This window comes from Epilithonimonas arachidiradicis (assembly GCF_003610695.1).
Classification (GTDB): Bacteria; Bacteroidota; Bacteroidia; order Flavobacteriales; family Weeksellaceae; genus Epilithonimonas; species Epilithonimonas arachidiradicis.
Genome location: NZ_RAQH01000008.1, coordinates 34,953 through 59,223, shown reverse-complemented (window position 1 = coordinate 59,223; position 24,271 = coordinate 34,953). Strand labels below are relative to the sequence as shown.

Annotated in this window: 19 protein-coding genes; 12 read left to right on the top strand and 7 right to left on the bottom strand. The window is 35.2% G+C overall.

Features of this window, described 5'->3' with window-relative positions:
* Positions 1–96: 96 nt before the first annotated feature.
* Both mgtE and BXY58_RS12715 read right to left on the bottom strand, forming a co-directional pair.
* Positions 97–1,395 carry a magnesium transporter gene (gene mgtE / locus BXY58_RS12720; protein ID WP_229728459.1) on the bottom strand — a complete coding sequence of 433 codons (1,299 nt, stop codon included), beginning with the start codon at positions 1,393–1,395 and terminating at the stop codon, positions 97–99.
* Positions 1,396–1,482: 87 nt separating this feature from the next.
* Positions 1,483–2,058, bottom strand: coding sequence for a pyruvate decarboxylase (locus BXY58_RS12715; RefSeq protein ID WP_120214241.1), 576 nt, complete (start codon positions 2,056–2,058; stop codon positions 1,483–1,485).
* 134 nt (positions 2,059–2,192) lie between these two features.
* On the opposite strand from BXY58_RS12715, the gene polA reads away from it, so the two are divergent.
* From polA to BXY58_RS12695, 4 genes are all read left to right on the top strand, one after another.
* Entirely contained in the window at positions 2,193–5,036 is a 2,844-nt protein-coding gene (polA, locus tag BXY58_RS12710; RefSeq protein ID WP_120214240.1) for a DNA polymerase I, read from the top strand.
* Positions 5,037–5,072: 36 nt separating this feature from the next.
* Positions 5,073–5,342, top strand: coding sequence for a YciI family protein (locus BXY58_RS12705; RefSeq protein WP_120214239.1), 270 nt, complete (start codon positions 5,073–5,075; stop codon positions 5,340–5,342).
* Between the two features lie 43 nt (positions 5,343–5,385).
* A complete protein-coding gene (locus BXY58_RS12700; RefSeq protein ID WP_120214238.1) occupies positions 5,386–5,736 on the top strand; it encodes a bleomycin resistance protein in 351 nt (116 codons plus the stop codon).
* A gap of 163 nt (positions 5,737–5,899) precedes the next feature.
* Positions 5,900–6,925 carry a M28 family metallopeptidase gene (locus tag BXY58_RS12695; protein ID WP_120214237.1) on the top strand — a complete coding sequence of 342 codons (1,026 nt, stop codon included), beginning with the start codon at positions 5,900–5,902 and terminating at the stop codon, positions 6,923–6,925.
* A 38-nt stretch (positions 6,926–6,963) separates the two neighbouring features.
* On the opposite strand, the gene BXY58_RS12690 is transcribed toward BXY58_RS12695, so the two are convergent.
* Both BXY58_RS12690 and BXY58_RS12685 read right to left on the bottom strand, forming a co-directional pair.
* Entirely contained in the window at positions 6,964–7,734 is a 771-nt protein-coding gene (locus tag BXY58_RS12690; RefSeq protein WP_120214236.1) for an NUDIX hydrolase, read from the bottom strand.
* Positions 7,718–8,911: an MFS transporter gene (locus BXY58_RS12685; RefSeq protein WP_120214235.1), complete on the bottom strand. Its 1,194-nt coding sequence runs from the start codon at positions 8,909–8,911 to the stop codon at positions 7,718–7,720. The genes BXY58_RS12690 and BXY58_RS12685 overlap by 17 nt, the downstream gene beginning before the upstream one ends.
* A 207-nt stretch (positions 8,912–9,118) precedes the next feature.
* On the opposite strand from BXY58_RS12685, the gene BXY58_RS12680 reads away from it, so the two are divergent.
* The 6 genes from BXY58_RS12680 to BXY58_RS12655 all read left to right on the top strand — a co-directional run bounded on the left by BXY58_RS12680 (position 9,119) and on the right by BXY58_RS12655 (position 18,418).
* Positions 9,119–12,037 (top strand): SusC/RagA family TonB-linked outer membrane protein, encoded by a 2,919-nt coding sequence (locus BXY58_RS12680; RefSeq protein WP_120214234.1) that lies wholly within the window; start codon positions 9,119–9,121, stop codon positions 12,035–12,037.
* Between the two features lie 12 nt (positions 12,038–12,049).
* On the top strand, positions 12,050–13,612 hold the full coding sequence (locus BXY58_RS12675) for a RagB/SusD family nutrient uptake outer membrane protein (protein ID WP_120214233.1): 1,563 nt from the start codon (positions 12,050–12,052) through the stop codon (positions 13,610–13,612).
* 11 nt (positions 13,613–13,623) lie between these two features.
* Positions 13,624–14,505 (top strand): hypothetical protein, encoded by an 882-nt coding sequence (locus BXY58_RS12670; protein ID WP_120214232.1) that lies wholly within the window; start codon positions 13,624–13,626, stop codon positions 14,503–14,505.
* A 175-nt stretch (positions 14,506–14,680) separates the two neighbouring features.
* Positions 14,681–16,141, top strand: coding sequence for a glycoside hydrolase family 30 protein (locus tag BXY58_RS12665; RefSeq protein ID WP_120214231.1), 1,461 nt, complete (start codon positions 14,681–14,683; stop codon positions 16,139–16,141).
* 15 nt (positions 16,142–16,156) lie between these two features.
* Positions 16,157–16,945, top strand: coding sequence for a glycoside hydrolase family 16 protein (locus BXY58_RS12660; protein WP_120214230.1), 789 nt, complete (start codon positions 16,157–16,159; stop codon positions 16,943–16,945).
* 33 nt (positions 16,946–16,978) lie between these two features.
* Positions 16,979–18,418: a glycoside hydrolase family 30 protein gene (locus BXY58_RS12655; RefSeq protein WP_120214229.1), complete on the top strand. Its 1,440-nt coding sequence runs from the start codon at positions 16,979–16,981 to the stop codon at positions 18,416–18,418.
* Between the two features lie 52 nt (positions 18,419–18,470).
* Here the strand turns inward: BXY58_RS12655 and BXY58_RS12650 are convergent, their stop codons facing one another.
* Together BXY58_RS12650 and BXY58_RS12645 are read right to left on the bottom strand one after the other, a co-directional pair.
* Positions 18,471–18,977, bottom strand: a complete 507-nt coding sequence (locus BXY58_RS12650) for a hypothetical protein (protein ID WP_120214228.1) — start codon at positions 18,975–18,977, stop codon at positions 18,471–18,473.
* 178 nt (positions 18,978–19,155) lie between these two features.
* Positions 19,156–20,259, bottom strand: coding sequence for a M14 family zinc carboxypeptidase (locus BXY58_RS12645; protein ID WP_120214227.1), 1,104 nt, complete (start codon positions 20,257–20,259; stop codon positions 19,156–19,158).
* 809 nt (positions 20,260–21,068) lie between these two features.
* Between BXY58_RS12645 and BXY58_RS12640 the strand changes: the two genes are divergently transcribed.
* Entirely contained in the window at positions 21,069–21,590 is a 522-nt protein-coding gene (locus BXY58_RS12640) for a helix-turn-helix domain-containing protein (protein WP_120214226.1), read from the top strand.
* A gap of 22 nt (positions 21,591–21,612) precedes the next feature.
* Here BXY58_RS12640 and pelA read toward each other — a convergent pair whose 3' ends face one another.
* Positions 21,613–22,599: a pectate lyase gene (pelA, locus tag BXY58_RS12635; RefSeq protein ID WP_229728458.1), complete on the bottom strand. Its 987-nt coding sequence runs from the start codon at positions 22,597–22,599 to the stop codon at positions 21,613–21,615.
* A gap of 229 nt (positions 22,600–22,828) precedes the next feature.
* Between pelA and BXY58_RS12630 the strand changes: the two genes are divergently transcribed.
* The gene (locus tag BXY58_RS12630) at positions 22,829–24,238 is read left to right on the top strand and encodes an aminotransferase-like domain-containing protein (RefSeq protein ID WP_120214224.1); all 1,410 of its coding nucleotides are present in this window, start codon (positions 22,829–22,831) and stop codon (positions 24,236–24,238) included.
* Positions 24,239–24,271 lie beyond the last annotated feature (33 nt).

Genomic DNA, 24,271 nt, shown 5'->3' with positions numbered 1-24,271 from the left:
AATGTCATCTCAAAAGAGGTGGCATTTTTATTTGTAGACACCGGCGCGCTTCGCAATATAGAAAATTTGGCAGTTAATCAAAAAATTCTGAATCCTTTACAGAAGTTTTCCAGTAAGAAACAATCCTGCAACAGAAAAGTAGATGATCAACCCTGTAACATCCACAAGCGTTGCTACAAAAGGAGCAGAAGAAGTAGCCGGATCGAGCTTCAATTTTTTTAAGACAAAAGGAACCATAGATCCGGAGATTGTTCCCCACAGCACAATCAGCATCAGAGAGAAAGCAATGCTCAATCCTACAAAAACCCAATGTTGTCCATAATTGAAAAGGCCTGTTTCCTGCCAAAGTGCAATTCTCAGAAATCCAATAATTCCTAAAATACTTCCTAAAAAAATACCAGTGAAAATCTCTTTTCTGATAACATACCACCAATCCTTTAATGTGATTTCCTGCAATGCCATCGCACGGATAATCAAAGTTGCTGCTTGTGAACCGGTATTTCCTCCGCTGGAAATAATCAGAGGAACAAAAAGCGCCAACACAACAGCTTTCTGTATTTCATCCTCAAAATAACCCATTGCAGAAGCTGTGAGCATCTCGGAAAAGAAAAGAACGACTAACCAGAAGCCTCTTTTCTTTACCATTTCATAGATAGAAGTCTGGGTATAAGGTACATCCAAAGCGTCCAAGCCTCCAAACTTCTGGATATCTTCGGTATTTTGTTGCTCAATTTGGTCAAGAATATCGTCGATTGTTACAATGCCAACCAAAACACCATTCTCTGTAATAATGGGTAATGCACTTCGGTCATATTTCTCAAAATACGGAACTGCATTTTCTTTGGAAGTTGTCGTCTTGATTGCAACAAAATGATCGTCACACAATTCAGAAATCAATTGTTCTTCATCAGCCAATAGAAGAGAGCCAATAGTGATGTCATCTATGAGTCGGTTTCGCTCATCTACAACGTAAAGGAAGTTGAGTGTTTCTACTTTCTTCCCCACCTTTTTGATTTGCTGGAAACATCTTTTAACGGTCCATTCTTTTCGGATCTGGACGTAATATGGTGTCATCAGACGTGCAATAGAATCCGCTTCGTAACCCAAAAGTTTCAGAGCAACTCTGCGCTCCTGAGGATTAAGAAGATTGATAGAATATTTAATTAATTCATCCGGAAAATCCTCGAAAAGCTGAGTTCTGTCATCCGGCGACATCTCGTTCAGGATGTCGGAAACCTCGTGGCTGGCAATACTTCTGATGGTATCTTCCTGGAAATCAGGATCGAGATGGGAAAAAACTTCCGCCTTTTCAGATTTGGGAAGTTTCAGAAACTGCAAAATACGTTCTTCCACTGGCAGCTTGCTCAGCGATTCGGCAATATCAGCAGGATTCAATATGATTTCTTGATTCTCGATCTCTTAAATTTTTGCAATGCAAAAGTATTAAAAACTTAAGAAAAACCGCATTAAGATTATGTAAAATTAAGATGCTTTTCTTAGGATAACTTGTCGGTTTCTCAACTCCTTCTGCATTTTTCGTATAGCACCTTTCGTTCCAATAATTACAGAGTTTTCGGCACTTCCTAACAATCTGGCGTTTCCTTTATAAGTATCATAAGAAGTTTCCATGACAAAATCGCCATTAGAATCGTACAATTTGAGACTTACAACCACCTGATTCGAAAAGACATATTTTCCGAAACCCACTTTGAAATATTTAACTTTAGGAATCACAGCTACATCAGCATTGTTATTTTTACAGGTTTCTTTGATGATTTTAGAATCAACCTCATCAAAAGGAAGAGTTGTATTAACCTGAAGATATTTGACATTCTCTATAGACTTCATTTTATCGGAAGTTGCATTGTAAAATGCAGAAAATGTAGGCTCCTTGATTTCTGCAATATCCGGGAAAACTTCCGGTTCAAAGTATAGAACAGTTTTGATCCCGTTAATTTTCAAATCCTTGTTAAAATAGAGTAGACTGTCGCCATAATTGGCACAGGAAATAAAAAAACAGATAACAAAAACAGAATAAAAAGGGTATTTTTTTTTCATCGTATTGATGCTGCAAAAATACAACCAAATTTCATTATTTCTAACAAAAATTTAAGATTTTTTAACAAAAACATTTTTTATTTTTTCGATGCAACCATTCACAAAATCGATTACAATTGATTACTTTTGTTTCTATGACTTCTACAGACAAAAGATTATATCTCATAGATGCTTATGCCATGATTTTTCGTGGGTATTTTGCATTCATCAAGAATCCGAGGATTTCTACAAAAGGTATTAATACATCGGCGATTTTTGGTTTTACTAATTCTTTGATAGAATTAATCAAAAGAGATCGCCCGACACATTTGGCGGTTGTTTTTGATGTGGGAAGAACCAATATCCGACACGAAGATTTTACAGAATATAAAGCCAACAGACAGGATACACCGGAACCAATTCTAATTGCGATTCCGTACATCCATAGAATCCTTGAGGCAATGCACATTCCGATTTTGGGAGTCGATGGTTATGAAGCCGATGACGTCATTGGAACGATTGCCTGCAAGGCAGAAAAGCAGGATTATAACGTTTTTATGGTAACGCCGGATAAGGATTTTGCACAGTTGGTTACCGATAAAATCAAGATCTACAAACCTGGTTTGAAGGGTGGTGATATCGAAATTCTTGGTATCGAAGAAATTAAAGCGAAGTACGAAATTAACGATCCAAAACAAATCATCGATTATCTTGGAATGATGGGTGATGCTGTTGACAATATCCCCGGATTGGACGGTGTTGGTGAGAAGACAGCAAAGAAATTCATTCAGGAATTTGGATCGATGGAAAATCTTCTGGCCAATACCCATACATTAAAAGGAAAGCTTAAAGAAAAAGTTGAAGCCAGTGCAGAAAGAGGTTTGTTATCCAAAAAATTAGCAACCATACTTTGCGATGCACCTATTGAGTTTATAGAAGAACAATATGACCTTGAAGTTCCGGATTTCGATAAAGTAAAAGAAGTTTTTGATGAGCTGGAATTCCGAAGACTTTATGAAAATCTTTATCGTGCTTTTGCCAATAAAGAATATGTGGAAGAACTAATGGTAGGCGACGATGATAAAGTTACAATTACAGAAGTTGTGGATGCAACCGTAACAGTTCATAAAAACGGAACAATGGATCTGTTCGCCACTTTTGAACAACTGGAACAGGCCACAACCACCAAAACAAACATCACAGAGAACGATCATCTTTATCAATACATCGATAGCCCAAAAGCGCAAAGAATTCTTCTTGAGAACCTTCTGAAGCAAAAAGCAGTTTGTTTTGATACAGAAACCACTTCTCTGAACGAGTTGGAAGCGGAATTAATCGGAATGAGCTTCTCTTACAAAAAGGGATTGGCTTATTATATTCCAATCTCTGAAAATCAGGAAGAAGCACAGAAAACCGTTGAGATTTTTCGTCCGTTTTTTGAAGATCAGAACGTTCTGAAAATTGCTCACAATCTGAAATACGATTATAAGGTTCTTAAAAATTATAACATCGAAGTAGAGGGTAAATTGTTCGACACAATGATCGCGCACTATCTTTTGAATCCTGACGGACGGCACGGGATGGATTACCTTTCCGAGATGTATCTGGATTACAAACCGGTTTCCATCGAGAGCTTAATCGGTAAAAAAGGGAAAAACCAATTGACTTTGCGGGAAGTTGACATCCAGACTCAAACCGATTATGCCGCAGAAGATGCCGATGTAACTTTTCAGCTTTATGAGTTATTTGCTCCGCAGTTAGCCAAAGAAAATCTGGAAGAACTGTTCTATAATGTTGAAATGCCATTGATGAAAGTTCTTGCAAAAATTGAACTGATAGGCGTAAAGCTCGATAACAATTGGCTGGCTCAGGAAAGCAAGGATCTTGAAAATGATCTGAAAATTTTAGAATCAAAAATCTTTGAACTATCAGGAGAAGAATTCAATATGAATTCGCCAAAGCAATTGGGAGAAATTCTTTTCGAGAAAATGCAGCTGGATCCGAAAGCCAAGAAAACCAAAACCGGGCAATACGCCACGTCCGAAGATGTTCTCCAGAAATTATCTTCGAAACACGAAATCATTTCGTCGATCCTGGAGTATAGAACGTTACAGAAATTGAAATCAACTTATGTTGATGCTTTGCCAGGACAGATTGACAAGTCAGACAACAGAGTTCACACCAATTTTTCGCAGACAACAGCCGCAACAGGTAGATTAGCTTCCGTTAATCCTAATTTGCAAAACATCCCGATCAGAACGCTGAGAGGACAGCAGATCCGAGGTGCTTTTGTCACTGATGAAGGCAAAAAAATCATTTCAGCCGATTACTCTCAGATTGAATTAAGATTGATTGCTGAGATATCCGGTGAACAAAATATGATCGCAGCGTTCCAAAATAATGAAGATATCCACGCCTCAACAGCGGCTAAACTATTTAATATTGAATTGTCTGAAGTATCAAAAATCCAGAGAAGCCAGGCAAAAACAGTCAATTTTGGTATCATTTATGGCCAAGGTGCTTTTGGCTTAGCAGATCAAACCGGACTTTCCAGAACCGAAGCTAAAAAAATGATCGATGCTTATTTTGAAACCTATCCAAGACTGAAAGAATATATGAATGAGCAAATCGAGAAAGCCAGAAAGCTCGGTTATGTAGAAACAATTTTGGGCAGAAAACGTCATTTGAAAGATATTAATTCCACAAACTTTGTCGTGAAAGGCCACGCTGAAAGAAATGCTGTGAATGCGCCGATCCAAGGCAGTGCAGCCGATATTATCAAATTGGCAATGATAAAAATTGACAACGAATTGGAAATTCAAAAACTGGAAACCAAAATGCTTTTGCAGGTTCACGATGAATTACTTTTCGAAGCGCCCATCGCTGAAGTGGAAGCTGCAAAATCACTCATCAAAAAAGAAATGGAATCAGCCTTTGAAACGAATGTTCCTTTGCTGGTGGAAGTCGGAGTTGGTGATAACTGGCTGGAAGCGCATTAATATTAGTAAAATTTAAATTAATTAAAAACATACAATATGAAAGCAGTAGTATTTTACGAGCACGCAACAGACAAAACAATGGATGAGTTTATGGCAGTTTTTCCTAGCCACGAAGAGTTTGAAGCGGAATTTATAAAGTCCGGAAGAGTTTTGGGAACAGGCGCTTTTGCCAATCCTGGAGAAGGCGCAATGGCGATTTTTGTGGACAGGCAAGCCGCAGAAGATTTTGTAAACGGTGATCCTTTTGTTCAGGAAGGTCTGATTGCAAAAACAACCATCAAAGAATGGAATGATGAATTGGCATAATTTTGTCCTGTTTAAAATTATTTAAACATCAAAATTCAATATTATGATTTCACAAATAATTCCCAAACTGCCATTTATAGATAAGCAGAAAACAATCGATTATTACACAAACTTAGGATTTGAGTTTGTGTCAGATTATGGCAATTATTTGATTGCTGTTTATAATCACTCCGAACTTCATTTTTTTGAATTTAAAGATTTGATGCCTACGAAATCAGATTTTATGCTCTATCTGAAAATATCGAATAACATTGATAAATTCTTTGATCAGATAAAAGCAAAAAACATAGAAATCCATCCCAACGGAACTCTGGAAACCAAACCTTGGCATATGAAAGAATTTTCTTTGCTGGATCCGAATGGAACTTTATTAACATTCGGAGAAAAAGTTTAAAATAATGATGGAAAAATAAGACTTGTTCACATATGGTTGTTTTTACAACAATGGTTTGAATAGTCATCTTTTTGTTCATCAAAACCGGATCAGCCCTTAAAAAAGGTTGAAAAATCTTTGTAACAAACGTTTTATTACATCGACTTAATACTAAAAGATATATATGAAAAATATTAAACTGTACGGATTTTTGCTGGGAGTGGCACTCATCCACAGCTGTGCTTCTACAAAAAACTTCAGCTATGATGGAAAAGGTTTTAAGGAAGCTTATAACGGCATTACTGCTGCTGAACTGAAAGAGAATCTATACGTTATCGCTGCTGACAATATGGAAGGCAGAGATACAGGAAGTCCGGGACAAAAACGCGCCGGCGAATATATCATTGAGCAATATAAAAAAAATGGAATTGCTTTCCCAACAGCCTTGGGATCGTATTATCAAAAAGTTCCTTCTGAGGCGATGAAAAAATACGGTGAGACACTTCCGGATTCAGAAAATATTTTAGCATTTATTCCAGGATCGGAGAAGCCTGATGAATTAATTGTAGTTTCTGCTCATTACGACCACGTTGGGATGAAAAAAGGCGAAGTCTACAATGGTGCGGACGATGACGGAAGCGGAACTGTGGCGGTAATGGAAATTGCAGAAGCTTTTCAGGAAGCCAAAAAGAAAGGCTACGGACCAAAGCGTTCTATTCTTTTTCTGCACGTGACGGGTGAAGAGCATGGGCTTTTTGGGTCAGAATATTATTCCGATCATCCTGTTTTTCCCCTGGCTAATACAGTTGCAGATCTTAATATCGATATGATTGGACGTGACGATCCGGAAAACAGAGGCAAACAGTATGTCTATGTTATCGGTTCCGAAATGTTGAGTACTGAATTGAAAAAAATCAATGTTGCAGCTAATGAAAAAACAGTCAATCTTGAACTGAATTATAAATATGATGATCCCAAAGATCCTCAGAGATTGTATTACAGATCGGATCATTACAATTTCGCAAAGCACAACATTCCTGTAGCATTTTTCTTTGACGGTATCCACGAGGATTATCACAAACCGACCGATACGCCAGACAAAATCGATTATCCATTGTTACAAAAAAGAACTCAATTGGTTTTCGCGACTGCCTGGGAACTGGCTAACAGGCCAGACCGAATCGTAGTTGACGGAAAGAATACAAGATAATCTGATCACAAAAAAGCAACTCAATTGAGTTGCTTTTTTTATTGATCCAGAAAATCAGGATTTGAAATTTTAGGATTATCCAAAAACCGATACAAGAACGGTGCTTTATTTGCTGATCCGCTGTAATGCTTTTCTAACCTTTCCAAAATATTGAGACTCAGCATTTTTCTTTGGAAATTATTTCGTCTTAGAGGTTCGCCAAGAATGGCTTCATAAAGATGCTGTAGTTCTTTCATCGTGAATTTGTCTGGCAAAAGATTACTTCCCATCACCTGATAATCAATATTTTTTCTGAGGTAGAGCAGTCCTTTTTCTATCATCTCCTGATGGTCAAATGCCATATTCGGGATGTTGTCGATGTCAAACCATTGGCAAACTTCATTAAAAGAATCCGGGAACGTATGCGTCAGTGTATAATCTACCAGTGCACAATAACCTACGGAGATAAAACGCTGATAAATCCAGTGATTTTTTTCGACTTCGATATTTCTGTTTTCTAATAACTTCTGGTGGGTATTGTTCTCTGTTCTTTTGATATCTCCAAAAGTATAAAATTGTTCCAAAAAGACGTTCGAGAGATGCGTTCTTTCATACAAAGTTCTGGCAGCAGCGTCATTCAGATTTTCATCATTGAAGATAAATCCACCCGGAACTGCCCAAAGATCGAGATCGTGATATTTGAGTAATAAAACCTTCAAGGTATCCTTATGAAAGCCAAAAATAACGCAGTCCACAGAAACGTGTTCTACAAAGTCTTTGGTGTCTATTAATTCCTTTAGATTATGTTTGATTTTATTGATTTCGGCCATCAGTTATTGAAGTTTTATTTAAGAAAAAAGTGAGTCCAAATATAATTAATAATGGTAAAGAAATGAATACCGGATAAAAATAACTCAGATTATTATGAAAAATCATTGCCATGTAAAGTGAACCTAATGAGCTTCCTAATGAGGAAAATATAACAATGACAGAAACTAAAATGTGGGTCTTTTCTGCCGGGATTTTATTAATGACGTCCGAATTATAGAGCGGGAATAATGGCGCTAAAAATAGTCCAATGATCGGCATTACAAATACCAAAACAAATTTGAAGTCTTTATAAAAGTAGGAGATAAGAACCTGTGAAATTCCCAAAATTATAAATACAATTAATAAGCAAACCAGCACATATCGAAACCAATGAAATCTGAGAATCAACCGGCTTGTAATTAATCTTCCAAAAAACGAAAATAATGCTAAAAAAGCGGACGACTGCAAAGCAAAATAAGAGCTCAGTTTCAGATTATTTTTGAAAAAACTAGGTAACCAGGAGTTAAAACTTTGTTCAACAAATACCATAAAAAAGACAATAATTAAAAAAATGACGATTTTGGGAGTTAAAAAAAACTTCCATTGTTCGGATTTTTTGTCGCTATTGTAATTGGTTGCTTCTTCTATTTTTAACGGTTGTAAGATCAAAATATTGATGATACTGAATAATGCAATAACCCAGAAAGCGTATTTCCAATAAGCAGAGTAGGAACTTGTTAATAAGCTTCCGAAACAGATATTAATAAAAAATATCCCAATCATAAAAGCTGCGTCAACACTGCTAATGGTACTTGCCAGATATTTACCTTCGAAGTTATTTTTTATAATACTGAAAACGGAAATCTTTGCCAAAGCAAAACTAACACCGACAATACTCAACCAAATCTTTAAAAACCAAAATGCATCCACAATAGGTAATGCAATGCAACTAACTGTAATAAATGCCAATGAAAAAATCAATGCATTTTTATTCCCAGTTTTAGCGATCAGGTTAACAAAAAGTAAAGACACTATCGCCATCGGAATATCTTTAAAAGATTCCAAAACACCCAAACCTTTGTATGAAATCTTCTCAGATAACTGAAGTATAATTGCTCCCATACTGTTCAGCAACATCGAGAATATCAAAAAGCTTAGAATAAGCGGAAGTTTGATTTTATTTTTATTAACAGTCATTTAAACACCCATTAACTTATTATTAACATTAAGAATCATTTTGGGGATTCCAAATATAATAAAAATAATGATTTTATATGATAACTACAGCGTTAAAACTCTAATAAACAAAGGGAATTTTAAAATTTTAAAAAAAATATTTTGTTGTATCAAAAAAAAAGATACTTTTATTGTCTCAGTTTGAGATTAACAAAAATTAATTAAAATATGAACTTAAAGTATTCAAAATGTCTTGGGTTAGCAGCTGTACTTTACTTCACAGCCAACTACTCAGCTCAGCAACAGGTAAGCGATACTACTTCTAAAGAAAAAACCATAGAAGAAGTGGTCGTTATCGGTTATGGGACTCAAAAGAAAAGCAATGTGACAGGAGCCATTGCAAGTATTAAAGCTTCGGATATCGAGAACATCCCTGCGGGTAAACCAGAACAGGTATTACAAGGTAGAGCAGCCGGGGTATCTGTTGTCACCAATTCCGGACAGCCTGGTTCTTCAGCTACAGTTCGTGTGAGAGGTATTACAAGTTTTGGTGCGGGTAGTAATAGTCCTTTGTGGGTTGTTGATGGGATTGTAGTTGATAATATTGGTTGGTTAAATCAATCTGATATTGAAAGTATTGAGGTGCTTAAAGATGGAGCTTCGTCTGCAATCTATGGGGTTTCAGCAGCAAAAGGGGTTATTCTTGTTACAACTAAAAAAGGTAAAAAAGGAAAACTTAATCTTTCTTATAACGGTTTCTATGGATTTGGAAATGCAGCAAGGAAGCTTGACCTTTTAAATGCAACAGAATACGCAACAATTATTAATGAAGCTTTTTCAAATGACGGTAAGCCAATCCGTTATTCTGACCCGTCAAAATTTGGGAAAGGAACAGATTGGCAAGATACAATTTTTGGGACAGGAGAGAAGTCTAATCACGAGGTGAGTATAACAGGAGGAAACGAAAAATCTACTTATTATGCTTCTTTTGGATATCTTGATCAGACGGGAATTGTTATGAGTGACATATCATATTACAAAAGACTAAATGCCAGATTAAACTCAACACATAAAGTTACTGATTATTTAACGATAGGTCAGACGTTTGCCTACACACACACAAAATCTCAAGGAATTAGTGCTAATGAAGAATTTGGAGGACCTTTAGCTTCTGCTGTCAACTTAGATCCTACGACCCCCGTTGTGGTAACAGATTGGTCAATGGTTAATCCAAGTGGTTATACCAATCCATATATTATCCGTGATCCTAATGGTAATCCATATGGTATTTCTCAATATGTCAATCAAGAAATGACCAATCCACGCGCTTTCCGTTATTTGCAACAAGGAAATTATGGTTGGTCTGATGATCTTGTAGCCAACATTTTTGCAGAATTAAAACTTCATAAAACGCTTACATTCAAAACAAGCTTGAATGGTAAAAAGTCATATTGGGGAAGCCGTGCATTTACTCCAAAATATTACTTAAGCCCTAATTATAATAATACTACGTTCAATAACTTAAATAAAGTTGATCAAAATAAATTTGAATGGAGTATGGAAAATACTCTTACTTATCAAAATAGATTTGGTGATCATAACTTAAGTGTGTTAGTAGGTCAGGGAGTCTATGAATATAATATTTCTGGTGGAGCAAGCTTAACTTATACTAATTTACCAATTGATAACTGGCAGGATGCTTCATTCAATTTTGATATTCCTCAAGATAATATTACTGCTACAGGATGGGATGGGATAAGAACTCATAAAGCATCTTATTTTGGTAGAATTATCTATGATTATGCAGATAAATATTTATTTACAGGAACTATTCGTAGAGATGGTTCTTCGAAATTCGCAACTAACAAGCATTGGGGAACTTTCCCTTCAATGTCATTAGGATGGAATATTAATAAAGAGAATTTCTGGCCAGAGAATAAAATTATTAATACTGTAAAACTTAGAGGAGGTTATGGAGTTTTAGGTAATGATGAAATGGATAACTTTAGATTTGCCAACTTTATGGTTTCCGGAAGTAATTACACTAATTCCGGAAACAATATCATTATCGGATATGCTCCAAGTACTTTGGAAAACCCTAATCTAAAATGGGAAGAAACAAGCCAGTTAAATATTGCTGCTGACTTCAAACTATTAAATAATTTTACGTTCACAGCCGATTGGTATAAAAAGAAAACAACAGATATCTTGCGACAAATCAACGTCCCTGGTTATATAGGTGTGCCTAATTTACCTTGGGCAAATGTCGGAGATATGGAGAACTCAGGTCTTGAAATTGAATTGGGTTATAAAAAGAACTGGGATGATTTTGGAATATCAGTTAATGGGAATTTTGCAACTATTAAGAATAAGGTGTTGAGACTGGAAGATGATATCGAATATTTTAATCTTGCTTCATTCCAAACAATGGGACCTGTTTCTAGAGTAGAAGTTGGGCAACCTTATGGATCTTTCTATGGACAAACTTATAGTGGAGTTTTCCAAAATCAGGCACAAATCAATTCTTATGTTAATGGTAATGGGCAATTATTATTACCAAATGCTAAACCAGGAGATTTCATTTGGCAAGATAACAATGGAGATGGAAAAATCGATGACAATGATAAAATTAATTTAGGTAGTTCAATTCCAAAATATACGTTTGGACTAACTCTTAATTTGAATTATAAGAATTTTGATTTTATGGCATTTGCACAGGGGCAAGCTGGAAACAAAATTTTCCAAGGGTTAAGAAGACTTGATATGCTTGATGCTAATTATCAAACAAAAATTTTGGATCGTTGGACAGGCGAAGGATCTACTAATGATAATCCTAGAGTTACAAGAGACGATCCTAATCATAACTATTCTTGGATGTCAAGCTACTATTTGCAAAAAGGAGATTATGTTCGTTTAAAAATCATTCAATTAGGATATACAATTCCTCAAGATGTCACAACTCGTTTTGGAATGAACAAGGTTAGATTGTATATAACTGGTGAAAATGTATTCACATTCACAAAATATACTGGTTATGATCCTGAAATTGCTGGAAGAAATAATTCAGAACAAGATATCATTGGTATTGATAGAGCTTATTATCCACAAGCAAGAACATTCTTAATAGGAGCTAATATTCAATTTTAATTTTAAGAAAAAATGAAAAATAATAAAATTTTATATAAAGGACTTGCCATTACATTTTTAACTGGTTTAAGTTTTACTAATATCGCTTGTAATGATGCATATCTGGATGATGTACAGAATTCAGGATCATTCAATTCAGATTTATATTTCCAAAATGAACAACAATCTTTCAGCGCCTTAGTGTCTGTTTATGATGTTTTGAGAAAGTATTCCGGAGGTTTTGAAAATACTGTGACTTTCTTTAACGCGGGATCAGATGATATTTATTCTGGTGGAGGAAATTCTAATGATGGCGCAGGTATCCAGGGTATTAACAATTATACCATAAATCCAAACACTATGCCTTCTAGCTATTGGAAGGATTATTATCAAGGCATTGCAAGAGCCAATTTGCTGATTGAAAGAGTCCCGGCCGCAAATATGAATGATGATCTAAAAAAGAGATTCATTGCAGAAGCTAAAGTTTTACGGTCATTATACTATTTCGAATTGGTCAGAATATTCGGAAATATTCCATTAATATTGAATTATATCAAATTCGATGATGATTATTGGAATATTCCTCAAGCAAAACCAAGTGAGGTATATGCACAAATCGAAAGCGATATAACAGCTGCCATTCCAGATTTGATGTTTAAAGCGGATACCAATGATAAAGGTAGAATTACTCAAGGTACTGCTAGAGCAATATTAGGTAAGATTTATCTGTATGATAAAAAAATGCCCCAAGCAGCAGAGCAATTTGCAGAAGTGAATGGTGTTCCTGGTGGAACAAGTCAATTTGGATATAAACTTGTAGAGAATTATGCTGACTTGTTTAAAGTTGGTTTAGAAACTGATCCAGATCCTAACAGATATAAGTTTTTATCAGAATCTATTTTAGAAGTGATGCATACCAACAAGGCAAATTCTGATTGGGGATTCTGGGGACAAGGAAAAGATGAAGGTAATTCTATTAATATAATGGTTGGACCGAGATCTTACTCAGTTAAAAAAGATTTCCCGAATAATGATGCTCCTGATTTGTATTCAGGATGGGCATTCAATACGGTAACTGATGACTTTGTTAATTTTATGCAAGGCGATCCAAGATTAGATGTAACAGTATTTAATGCTAAACAACTTGTTGCCGAAGGTAAAATTACATATAGCCCAGCTTATGCAGACACAGGTTATTTTCTAAATAAATATTTACCTACTAATAATCTAAGAAGTTCTCTCCCTGGAGCAACTGAGCTAAATTTCCGTCAAAACTATATTGCAATTAGATTGGCTGATACATATTTAATGGAGGCAGAAGCTTTAGGGGGAACTGGCACAAGAGCCCAGGCATTATTAGATGCTGTAAGAGCCAGAGTTGGACTTTCTTCTGTACCAGTTTCTATGCAGGCAATTAAAGATGAGAGAAGGAGAGAATTAGCGGGTGAGGGACATCGTTGGTTTGATCTTGTCAGATGGGGAGATGCTCCAACTAAATTAGCGGCAAAAGGTTTTGTTAGTGGAAAAAATGAGATTATGCCTATTCCATTTAATGAATTACCTAATACAGCATTGAAACAAAACCCTAACTATTAATTTTTTGAATTATGAATAAATATTTAAAACATGCAATTTGTTTGAGTTTTGTTGTATTAGCATACTCTTGTGTTCCTGATAATATAGACGGTGAAGGAAATGGACTAACACCAACAAATTCTGATGCTTCTTTTACAGTTACTAAAACATCTGAGAATCATTATAGATTAAGTTCTTCAAATAATAATTTTCTTACATCCAAATGGGATTTAGGAGACGGAGGTGGATTTGGTGCTGGACCAAACATCTATGATGTCTTTATTCCGGATGAAGGAACTTATACCATTCAGCATCAGATTATCGGACAAGGCGGAATGGTTGGTGGAACTGCTAGTCAAACTATTACTGTTGACAAATCTGATCCTGCCGCAGGAAATATGATCCAAGGAGGAAAATTTGCGGATGCTACAGATGTAGCAAAATGGTCATTGACTTTTCCTAATCCTAATGGAACTGAAGGTTTCGCCCTTTGGACTTGGGGAACTGGCCAGGCTACTTTCACAGCAACAAAATGGAATAGAAATGTAATGTATCAGGAAGTAAATGTTGTAGAAGGACGCAAGTATAAAGCTGATGCTGTAGTAAGTTCTAAAGGGGTATCTAATACATGGTTTGAAATCTACGTTGGTTATACAAAACCTACAGCCAATAATGATTATACTGGAGATGGCGATGACAAAACTTGGTTAAGAGGAATCAATACCTGGGCAGGTAGCGGAACATCTGCTTTTGAAGGTAAAATTTCAAACGTAGGATCTAAAAATTCTAATAACCCTGATGGTATTTTTACGGCTACCAAAACAGGTATTGCATACTTTGCCATCAGATCTGGTGGTGAAGATATGAAAGACGGGATTTCTATTACTAAGATAGAATTCAGAGGAGTGAACTAATTTTTTCTTATCATATTCTTAGGGTGAAAGAGGTCCTAAAAAACCTCTTTCATTTTTTTACATTCAATTTAACATCAATTAAGCTTCTCTTTTAAAAAGAGAGCTGTATTGGAAAATGATTAATTCCAATACAATTTTCTTCGGAAGCTGTTGATTTCCAATAAATCTATTAAAAATGTACAATAATAAAATTTTTCCTAATAAATTGTTTTTCTTAGGAGTTACTTTCTTTTCTCTCTTGTTTTGTCAAAGCAGCAGTGTAGAGGATCAAACTAACCCTCCAGGTGATAATGGAGAAGACAATGGAAACTATACGTCAGCAACAGTCTGGCTAACAAAAGCTGATGAGACAGTTAAACTTCAGAAACAAAACGATATTTATTTCAAAAATGCTTCTAATAATTATCAGACTATTGATGTTGATTCAGAGCAGAAATATCAAATGATTGATGGTTTTGGTTATACTTTAACTGGCGGAAGTGTTCAAGTAATCAATCAATTATCAGTAACTAAGAAGGAGGAACTTTTGCAAGATCTTTTTTCAAATAATGGCAGTTCTATAGCTGTAAGCTATTTGAGATTAAGTATTGGAGCTTCCGACCTTAACAGTGATGTGTTCTCATACAACGATATGCCTGCAGGCCAGACAGATCCATCACTTTCTCAATTTTCATTAGCAAAAGATCAGGCAGTGATTGATATGCTGAAAAAAATCCTGACAATCAATCCTAATATCAAAATAATTGCAACGCCTTGGTCGCCGCCTGTCTGGATGAAAGATAACGGAAGTAGCATTGGTGGCAGTCTGTTACCTCAATATTATGGTGTTTATGCTCAATATTTTGTAAAGTACATCCAAGCAATGAAAGCGCAGGGAATCACGATTGATGCTATAACGCCCCAAAATGAACCTTTGCATCCGGGCAATAACCCAAGTATGTATATGACTTCTGCACAACAAGGGGAATTTATTAAAAATCATTTGGGACCGGCATTTCACGCGGCTAATATCAATACCAAAATCATTCTTTACGATCACAATTGTGATAAGCCGGATTATCCAATGGATATCTTAGCCGATGCCGAAGCAGCAAAATATGTTGACGGTTCAGCTTTTCATCTTTATGCAGGGAATATCTCGGTTTTGAGTAACGTGCATTTAGCTTTCCCAAGCAAGAATTTATATTTTACAGAACAATGGACTGGTGCTAATTCTTCATTTTCAGGAGATTTTGTTTGGCATATGAAAAATGTTATCATTGGTTCTATGAGAAACTGGAGCAAGGTAGCCCTGGAATGGAACGTTGCTAATGATGCCTCATTTAATCCTCATACAACAGGTGGATGTACAGAATGTAAAGGCGCCATTACAATTAATTCCAGTGAAATGTTTACAAAAAATGTAGCGTATTACATCATCGCTCAGGCTTCTAAATTTGTTCCACAAAATTCTCAGAGGATTGCATCAACGCAGCCCGGAAATCTGAGTTCGGTAGCGTTTCAAAGGCCTGACGGAAAAGTGAGTTTAATTGTTCTGAATGAAGGTGATACTACAGAAAACTTCAATATCAGATTTAAAAATAAAACCGCAGCTACGTCATTAACGGCTAAATCTGTCGCAACATTTGTCTTTTAATTTCAAACAATTAGTATGAAAAGAATTTCTTTGTTTTCTAATATAATTTTGCTGTCTGTAACAATATCCTGTTCCACAGCAAAAGAGAAAAAAGAATTGATTTTTCAGGATGAATTCACTGGAGCGACTATTAATCCTTCAAAATGGACATTCGAAGTGGGAGGTGATGGTTTCGGGAATAATGAGCTTCAGTTTTATACCAAAGATCGGAAAGAAAACGCCAGAGTAGAAGACGGGCATCTCATCATAGAAGCCAGGAAAGAGAAATGGGAAAAGAATGATTATACTTCTGCAAAATTGATTACAAAAGAAACTTTCCCTTTTCAATATGGAAGCATAGAAGTAAGAGCCAAATTACCGAAAGGGAAAGGAACTTGGCCTGCAATCTGGATGTTGAGCAAGGATATCAAAGAATGGCCAGACGACGGAGAAATCGACATAATGGAACACGTGGGTTACAACGAGGGTTTTGTCCACGGATCTGTCCATACCAAAAAATATAATCACATCATCGGAACTCAAAAAACCGATACCATTATTGTGAAAGATGCTACCAGCCAATTTCACGTGTACAGAGCAGATTGGGGTCCGGAAAAGATAGAAATGTTCGTTGATAACAAAAAGTATTTTACTTACATCAATTCAGAAAAAACTTATGAAGCCTGGCCATTTGATCAGCCATTTTATTTGATTCTTAATCAAGCTGTCGGCGGTAATTGGGGCGGGAAAGAAGGCGTCGATACAGGAGTTTATCCTCAAAAGTTCTTAATCGATTATGTAAGGATTTATAAATTAAATAAATAAAACACGATTCTATATTTTATAGATTTTCATCTAATGAAAAGATTAATTTTATCTTGCTTTTTGACAGGAATGATCATTAATACCAATGCGCAGAGTTATTGGAAAAAAGGAATGAAAGAGGGGAGAGTTATGATGACTTCTCAAAAAAATAACGAAAAATTTGCCAAGAAAGCGAATGTTAAATTCATTGATTTTCCGCAACCTAAAGAAACCGACATCTGTGTTTTCGTAGATCCGGATTTCAAATACCAGAAACTTATAGGATTTGGTGGTGCCATTACGGATGCATCTGCCGAGGTTTTTGCGAAACTCCCGAAAGATAAGCAGAAGGAATTAATTGAAGCTTATTATGGAAAATCCGGTTTGGGCTACAACATCATTAGGACCAATATGAATTCTTGCGATTTTTCCAGTGACAGCTATACTTATGTAAAAGATAATGACACTTCGTTAAGCTCATTCGATATCAAGCACGATGAACAGTATAAGATTCCCTTGATTAAATTAGCGCAACAAACTATCGATCCAAAGGATTTCAGATTTTATTTCAGTCCGTGGAGTCCGCCGGCGTGGATGAAATCGAATAATAACATGCTGAAAGGTGGACGTCTTTTGGATAAATATTATCAGGTTTGGGCCAATTACTATATCAAGTTCATTCAGGAATATGAGAAACGAGATATTCCGGTCTGGGGACTGAGCGTTCAGAATGAGCCAATGGCAACTCAAACCTGGGAATCTTGCCTTTACACAGCGGATGAAGAGGCCAAATTGCTAAGAGAAAATCTTGGTCCGACATTGTGGAAAAGTGGCTACAAAGATAAAAAAGTGATTATCTGGGATCATAATAGAGATCTAATGTATCAACGCGCTACAACCACTTTACAAGATCCTGAAACTTCCAAATACGCTTCCGGAATTGGATACCATTGGTACGAGACCTGGAATAACAAATCGCAACTATTCGATAATCTTGCAGAAACGCACAGAGCTTACCCAGACAAATTCCTTATTTTCACAGAAGGTTGCAAAGAACAATTTGATTTTTCTAAGATTGATGAGGTAAGCTTAGGCGAATTGTACGGCCGAAATATGATCAACGACTTTAATAAAGGAACCTCTGCCTGGACAGACTGGAATATTCTTTTGGATGAAAAAGGTGGACCAAATCACGTGGGGAATTTTTGTTTTGCGCCGATTATTGCAGATACCAGAACAGGGGAGTTGCACTACACTTACGAATATTATTACATCGGTCATCTTTCAAAATACATCAAACCGAATGCACAACGTGTCGGGAGTTCTACGAACAAAGATTTCTTGTTATCTACAAGTTTTTTGAATCAAAATGGGGAATTGGTAGTAGTTGTAATGAATGAAAGTGATAATGATACAGATTTTAATTTATGGATTGAAGGAAAGTCTTCCAAACTGGCTTCACCAGCACATTCTATACAAACTATAGTTTTATAAATTATATATTTTTAAGGTTAACAACAGCAGCTTACAAAAGCCGCTGTTGTTTTTATTTAAATTCTTTACAATCGGCAGGAGTCAAACGTCTTCCTTTGGAATAATTGACTGCTTTGGACGATACATAGACTTGTTTTGGAGAACTATTGTCAGAGTAATTTCCGATACCTTCCAATAGAACGCCGCTGTCCTGTAGGAAGTACACTTCGCGCTCACTGGTTGTGCCTTCGGACATATATTTATAATTCAGTTTCAAAGTATCGCCGGCAACGGTTCCGGAAACGTCTCCAGTTGAAGAATCTTTTTCAAAATTTTTATAAGCTAATTTACCGGAGACTTGTCCGTTAACAATTTTATAAGACAGGATCATAGAATCCTTTGCTAAGACATTTAGATAACAATAATCAACATTTTCCGTTGTAGCAATTTGATTTTTTTCATTTTTGGGTATGGCTAAAGTGTCGGGTTTTCGGTTTTCGACATTAATTTGTTTTCCGTCATTTTTTTCACAAGAATGGATAACTGCAAAACCTGATAGAATTAAAATAACTTTTTTCATAATAGCTTATTTTGGGATAAATCAAAATTAGAAAATATTATACCAAAATACCGCAAAGAAAAGTGGTCAGAATATGCTTTATTTAATAATTATAAAATGTCCTATAATTTATATTATGTTAAATTGCATATTTTAATCAACTCATATAAAGCTGATTAATAAAGGTTTTTCATATTATTTATTCTATACTGAAATCTACCAAAGATTCCAGTTTTGGAAATCTTTTTTGCGAAATAAATTTCTTGTCTGTGCAATCTATTTCTTGCCAGCCTTTTTTATGGTTAAGATCACCAACTTCAACAACGTATGGCTGGTAAGTCAGATTGCGATTGTCATTAAGAATTTCTCTATATTGTATGGCGATATCCAAAATACATTCGAATTCTGTATTAAGCTTAACATTCCTGTAGATCAAATCAAAATGAGATTCTTTGTTCTGAGGAATGTCAAAATAAGTCTCATAGCTCAATGTGTCGCCTTTAAGGACTGACATTGCTTTTAATGCAAAATATAAAGCTTGAGTATAAAACTCGCGAGTCTTAGCCCGTTCCAAATCATTTTCAAAATATCCACCTTCAAACAATATTGCTGGGATCCCAGCTTTCATAAAGTTATCACCGCTGGATGTTGGATAAAATTCATCTGTATATTTGGCAATTCTGTCAGGGAGAATATGTTTCATCTGCATATAGATCGCAGCAATTACAGCCATACTTTTTTTCCGGTTTTCCGTAATATCACGATCAGCATTTTCTGAAGGTGCCAAAAATGATAAGGTTGCAGGATGTTTTCCATCGGTAGTAAAAATCGTTCTCTGATCGTGAAGGTTTAGCAGATAACTATAATTATTATCGAGAATTAATGATTTCAACAATTTCATTTCAACACTTGAGGTCCTCAAGAAATCCCTGTTGATGTCGATGTCAAAAGCATTTCTCCTTGTCCATGCTTCGGACCCATCAGGATTCAGCATAAAAATGAAGTCTAATTGTATTAATTCAAATAGTTTCTCTTTCAGTTCCGGATGTTTATCAAATATAGCCAACAGATCCAGCATTGCCAACGTCGCTGTAGATTCGTTACCGTGCATCTGTGACCAGGCAGCAACTTTAATATTACCTTTCCCAAGCGTCATCATATAGATAGGCTTTCCTAAACTGGATTTTCCGACCTCTTGGACGTAATCGCTGTAATTGTCCTGTAAGTAAGAAAATAATTTTTCAGGGGAAATATAGCGTTCTGGGAAGTTTACATTTTTAAAATAAGGAAAACTGAAATTCATTTTTACGGTATTTGATTTTTCACAAAATTAACATTTAATCACAAATATTAATGTTTACATTTGTAAAATAACTAAACATTGACAAATGTCACTTTGTCTGTTAATTATTTTGTGGAATACATTATTTTTAAATTTAAAATATATAATGTTAAATATCAGTTATTTATAAAAATTAAATAAAGTATTTTTTTAATTTCACTTTAAGGTAATAATTAGGCATTAGTTCTTATTTGTTCAGCAATTCATTAAACGGATTTTTAGTTATTATTGGCCTTGATTTACAGATGTATAACTTTCTAAATCACAATTATTTTGCAATTCTAGTATCTATATGACAGATTTAGTATTTCATCATAATTCTTCAGCAGTCTTAAAAGCAAAATTTTTGCAGATATGTACATGATAAGAAAAATTGAAATCAAATATGAATTAATATATAATCCGCCAGTTACTAGATAATATAAGGGTTTTATAGCTTTGTGGGTCTTATCAATAAGAAATAAGCACAGCCCTACTCTTTCTGAAAAGCAAATAAAATAAGTAAAAGGCACCGTGTATTGCAGATAACTTTTTGAGTTTTCAACGTTTTAAATTATAGTAAATATTGCTTTACCACATTATCAACATAAAATCATTAGTTCCAAACCAAAAGAATAAAATAATAGATATTATCCACAATAATTTAATTTAACTATTTGAAAAACAGATCATTAAAAACTAATTTTTAAATATTATGATTGTTTACAAAAGTAAAACAATAGGTTTACAATTGTGATTCATTTAATTAAAATTTTTATTACATTTGTAAAATGGAATTTAATGATAGAATTACAAAAGTAATCGAGTATACAGAACTGACTCCTGCGGAATTTGCAGAAGATATTAACGTTCAGCGTTCAAGTATTTCGCATATTATCTCAGGAAGAAATAAACCTTCTCTTGATTTCATAACGAAAATAAAAGCCAAATTTCCGGAACTTGAATGGGAATGGCTAATTACCGGCTCTGGTGAAATGCTTGTTAATAAAGAAGAGAATTCAACTGCTGTTACTATTCCTGAACCGGAAGACAGCAAACCTGCAAAAAAATCCTTGCCAGATTTATTCTCATTAATTGATGATGATAATTTTGGTAAAGAAGAAATTAAAGAAAAGCCAGAAAAAGCAAATTCGCGAGAATCAAATATTCCTGCACATAATCCGGATAAGAATAAAATAGCCGATTCTCAGCCATTAGAAAATTCCGATACAAAACAAGAAAATCCGTTAAAAAAAATCCGCCGAATTGTATTTTTTTATGAAGACGGAACTTTTGAAACTTTTCAGAATTAATTTTTATTTAATCAATAAGTTTTCAATCCTTCAAATTATTTTCGAGAAGCCATTTTGGATAATCTACATCAATTAGTTTTTTTGCAAAATCGATGTACCAACTATAGCCGTTTCGTCTTTCTTCCGAAATGTCGTTATAATTGTATTTCACTGTTCCATCCCGGTCTCCAAAGATGGGAACGTTAGTTTCAATATCGTAGAATCTGGACCATACGACTGAGTTTTTCTCTTGTTTCAAAACTCTTAGGTTTTTGCCATTTTGTTTGGTGACATTGTAGCTGTACCCTTCAATTTTATTTGCTTTAAACCACTTGAGAGCACTTTTTACCGCTAGTTCTATTTCGGGGGTCGCAGGCTGTAGCATCAGAAATCTGACGATGCCAACTGATTCTGCACTTGCTAGTGAAATAGGTTCAAAAGCTCTTGCTTTTTCCGGTTTCATTGTGATCTCATTATATTGATCTGCCCATATCGTAGAAATCCCTTTTTGCAAAACCTGAGTTCTTAATATACAATCTATACCTTTGTTAATAGCAATTTGAGATTTGTTCCTTAATTCAGAATTGATAACATCAAAATTATTCTTACCATTAGCCGCGTAATATAAGACCGTCAACGCATTAATCATTGCATCATCGTTGTAAGTAATTTGTTTTCTGTAAAGCCCTTTGTTAGGATAATATTGGGGAAATCCACCGTTTTTGTACTGCATTAGCAGCAGATACTTTATGCCTTTCTCTGCTGCTGATAAATATGCTGGATTTTTGGTAGTATTGTATGCTTTTATTAGAGCTTTTATCTCTCGGGAAGTTGCCTGGTTATCAATCGTTGCATGATCATCTCCTGTCTCTTTTATTTTTCTTAACAAATTTTTATCGATGGGCAACTTATAATCAACTACAGATTTATCCTCAAGCTGTTTTCCCCAACCACCGATTGGTAATTGATATAGCAAAATTTTTTCCGCTAAAGTATCTTTCGTTTGTCCGGAAAATAATTGTAAAATCATTAAAAAAATTAAAATGATAATTGATCTTATTTTCATAGTTGTTTCTTTTGTATCCAAAATCTCGATAAGTCAGCACTTTGTTGTGAGCAATCGATTGCACAAACTTAAGACAAATTTTAATATGGAACTTAAATTTTTATCTAATTGTATATATCTAATATTTTTTGAGTCTTCATAATTCAGTACATTTATTATCAGTTTAAATGATTACGGTACAGTTGATTTTATAATGAAGGATTACAAATACAAAGTTTTCACAGATGCAATAGAAAAACATATCAGTACAGGGCTTTTAAAACCGGGAGACAAATTACCATCTGCGAGAAGTATAAAAAAAGAATACCAACTCAGCATCAGTTCTGTACAAAACGGTTATGATTATCTGATTTACAAAGGGCTTGTAAGAAGTTTGCCACGCTCCGGATATATTGTGAATTATCAATCCTATAAAGCATCAGCCAGTCATTCACCCGATTTGAAAGCAATTCCAAGAGATTCTGTTTTCAGAGAAAATATTTTCTTAACCTCACAACAGAAACAGCACACTGAAGTTGCCAACCTAAATGCGGCTGTTCCTTCCGATCTCTTGATCCCTCAGAAATTGGTACTTAGAACAATGCAACAAGTCATCCGAGAAAAAGGAGCCGCTCTACTCCGCTATTATCCTACTAATGGTACAGAAGAGCTTAGGGAATTGGTTGCTAAACGTCAGGTCTTGCATGGTGCTATAATACAGAAGGATGAAACTATCATTACTGATGGTGCTTTGCAAGCCCTATATATTGCATTAGCTGTGACTACAAATCCAAATGATATTATTGCAGTTGAAAGTCCGTGTGTGTTTTCTGTTTTGGAAGTTATAGCAAATCTTAAACTCAGAACCATTGAAATTCCATTAAAGAATTACAATACTTTTGACACCGATCATCTTGCTGATGCTTGTCAGAAGAATGACATCAAGTCAATTGTTGTAACTCCTAATTTTCATAATCCAACAGGAATATTGATGACGGATGAAACAAAACAAAAGCTTTACAATATTGCTTCTTCCCGAGAAATTCCAATTATCGAAAATGATATCTATGGTGATCTGTACTTTACAGGTTCAAGACCAACAACAATCAGAAATTATGATCAGCAAGGTTTGGTGATTACAGTTTCTTCTTTCTCAAAAACTCTGGCTCCCGGTATTCGATTAGGCTGGCTGGCTGCAGGACGCTATTTTTCTGCTGCTGAACGGTTAAAATTTTCTCTCGGGAGATCAGTTTCACCGCTTAATCAGGAAGTTGTTGCCAAATTACTTTCTACTTCCAGCTACGACAGACATCTGCGTAAATTTCGACGTCAATTGGAACTTCAGGCTATCAAACTCGCTAATCATATTCATCAATTCTTTCCGGAAACGACTTACACAACAATTCCCCAGGGCGGTTACAGCATTTGGACGCAATTAGCGCCGGGCACTGATATGCTAGCGTTTTATAAGACTTGTGAAAAATTTGGGGTGAATTTTACGCCCGGCAATACATTTTCATTCACCAACAATTACGACAATTGTTTTAGAACTGTATTTTCTAATCATTTGACGCCTGAGAGTTTGAATGCTATTGAAAGAATCGGACAATCTTTATCGCATTAACTGTACTGATCATTTTTCAAGATTCTGTATCGT

What these genes read in the sequence shown, in the direction of transcription:
- BXY58_RS12660 (WP_120214230.1), top strand. Translation starts at nt 16,157, where the DNA reads ATGAAAAGAATTTCTTTGTTTTCTAATATAATTTTGCTGTCTGTAACA.
- BXY58_RS12650 (WP_120214228.1), bottom strand. Translation starts at nt 18,977, where the DNA reads ATGAAAAAAGTTATTTTAATTCTATCAGGTTTTGCAGTTATCCATTCT.
- BXY58_RS12630 (WP_120214224.1), top strand. Translation starts at nt 22,829, where the DNA reads ATGAAGGATTACAAATACAAAGTTTTCACAGATGCAATAGAAAAACAT.
- BXY58_RS12680 (WP_120214234.1), top strand. Translation starts at nt 9,119, where the DNA reads ATGAACTTAAAGTATTCAAAATGTCTTGGGTTAGCAGCTGTACTTTAC.
- BXY58_RS12665 (WP_120214231.1), top strand. Translation starts at nt 14,681, where the DNA reads ATGTACAATAATAAAATTTTTCCTAATAAATTGTTTTTCTTAGGAGTT.
- BXY58_RS12700 (WP_120214238.1), top strand. Translation starts at nt 5,386, where the DNA reads ATGATTTCACAAATAATTCCCAAACTGCCATTTATAGATAAGCAGAAA.
- BXY58_RS12640 (WP_120214226.1), top strand. Translation starts at nt 21,069, where the DNA reads ATGGAATTTAATGATAGAATTACAAAAGTAATCGAGTATACAGAACTG.
- BXY58_RS12695 (WP_120214237.1), top strand. Translation starts at nt 5,900, where the DNA reads ATGAAAAATATTAAACTGTACGGATTTTTGCTGGGAGTGGCACTCATC.
- BXY58_RS12690 (WP_120214236.1), bottom strand. Translation starts at nt 7,734, where the DNA reads ATGGCCGAAATCAATAAAATCAAACATAATCTAAAGGAATTAATAGAC.
- BXY58_RS12655 (WP_120214229.1), top strand. Translation starts at nt 16,979, where the DNA reads ATGAAAAGATTAATTTTATCTTGCTTTTTGACAGGAATGATCATTAAT.
- BXY58_RS12670 (WP_120214232.1), top strand. Translation starts at nt 13,624, where the DNA reads ATGAATAAATATTTAAAACATGCAATTTGTTTGAGTTTTGTTGTATTA.
- pelA (WP_229728458.1), bottom strand. Translation starts at nt 22,599, where the DNA reads ATGATTTTACAATTATTTTCCGGACAAACGAAAGATACTTTAGCGGAA.
- BXY58_RS12715 (WP_120214241.1), bottom strand. Translation starts at nt 2,058, where the DNA reads ATGAAAAAAAAATACCCTTTTTATTCTGTTTTTGTTATCTGTTTTTTT.
- BXY58_RS12685 (WP_120214235.1), bottom strand. Translation starts at nt 8,911, where the DNA reads ATGACTGTTAATAAAAATAAAATCAAACTTCCGCTTATTCTAAGCTTT.
- BXY58_RS12705 (WP_120214239.1), top strand. Translation starts at nt 5,073, where the DNA reads ATGAAAGCAGTAGTATTTTACGAGCACGCAACAGACAAAACAATGGAT.
- polA (WP_120214240.1), top strand. Translation starts at nt 2,193, where the DNA reads ATGACTTCTACAGACAAAAGATTATATCTCATAGATGCTTATGCCATG.
- BXY58_RS12645 (WP_120214227.1), bottom strand. Translation starts at nt 20,259, where the DNA reads ATGAATTTCAGTTTTCCTTATTTTAAAAATGTAAACTTCCCAGAACGC.
- BXY58_RS12675 (WP_120214233.1), top strand. Translation starts at nt 12,050, where the DNA reads ATGAAAAATAATAAAATTTTATATAAAGGACTTGCCATTACATTTTTA.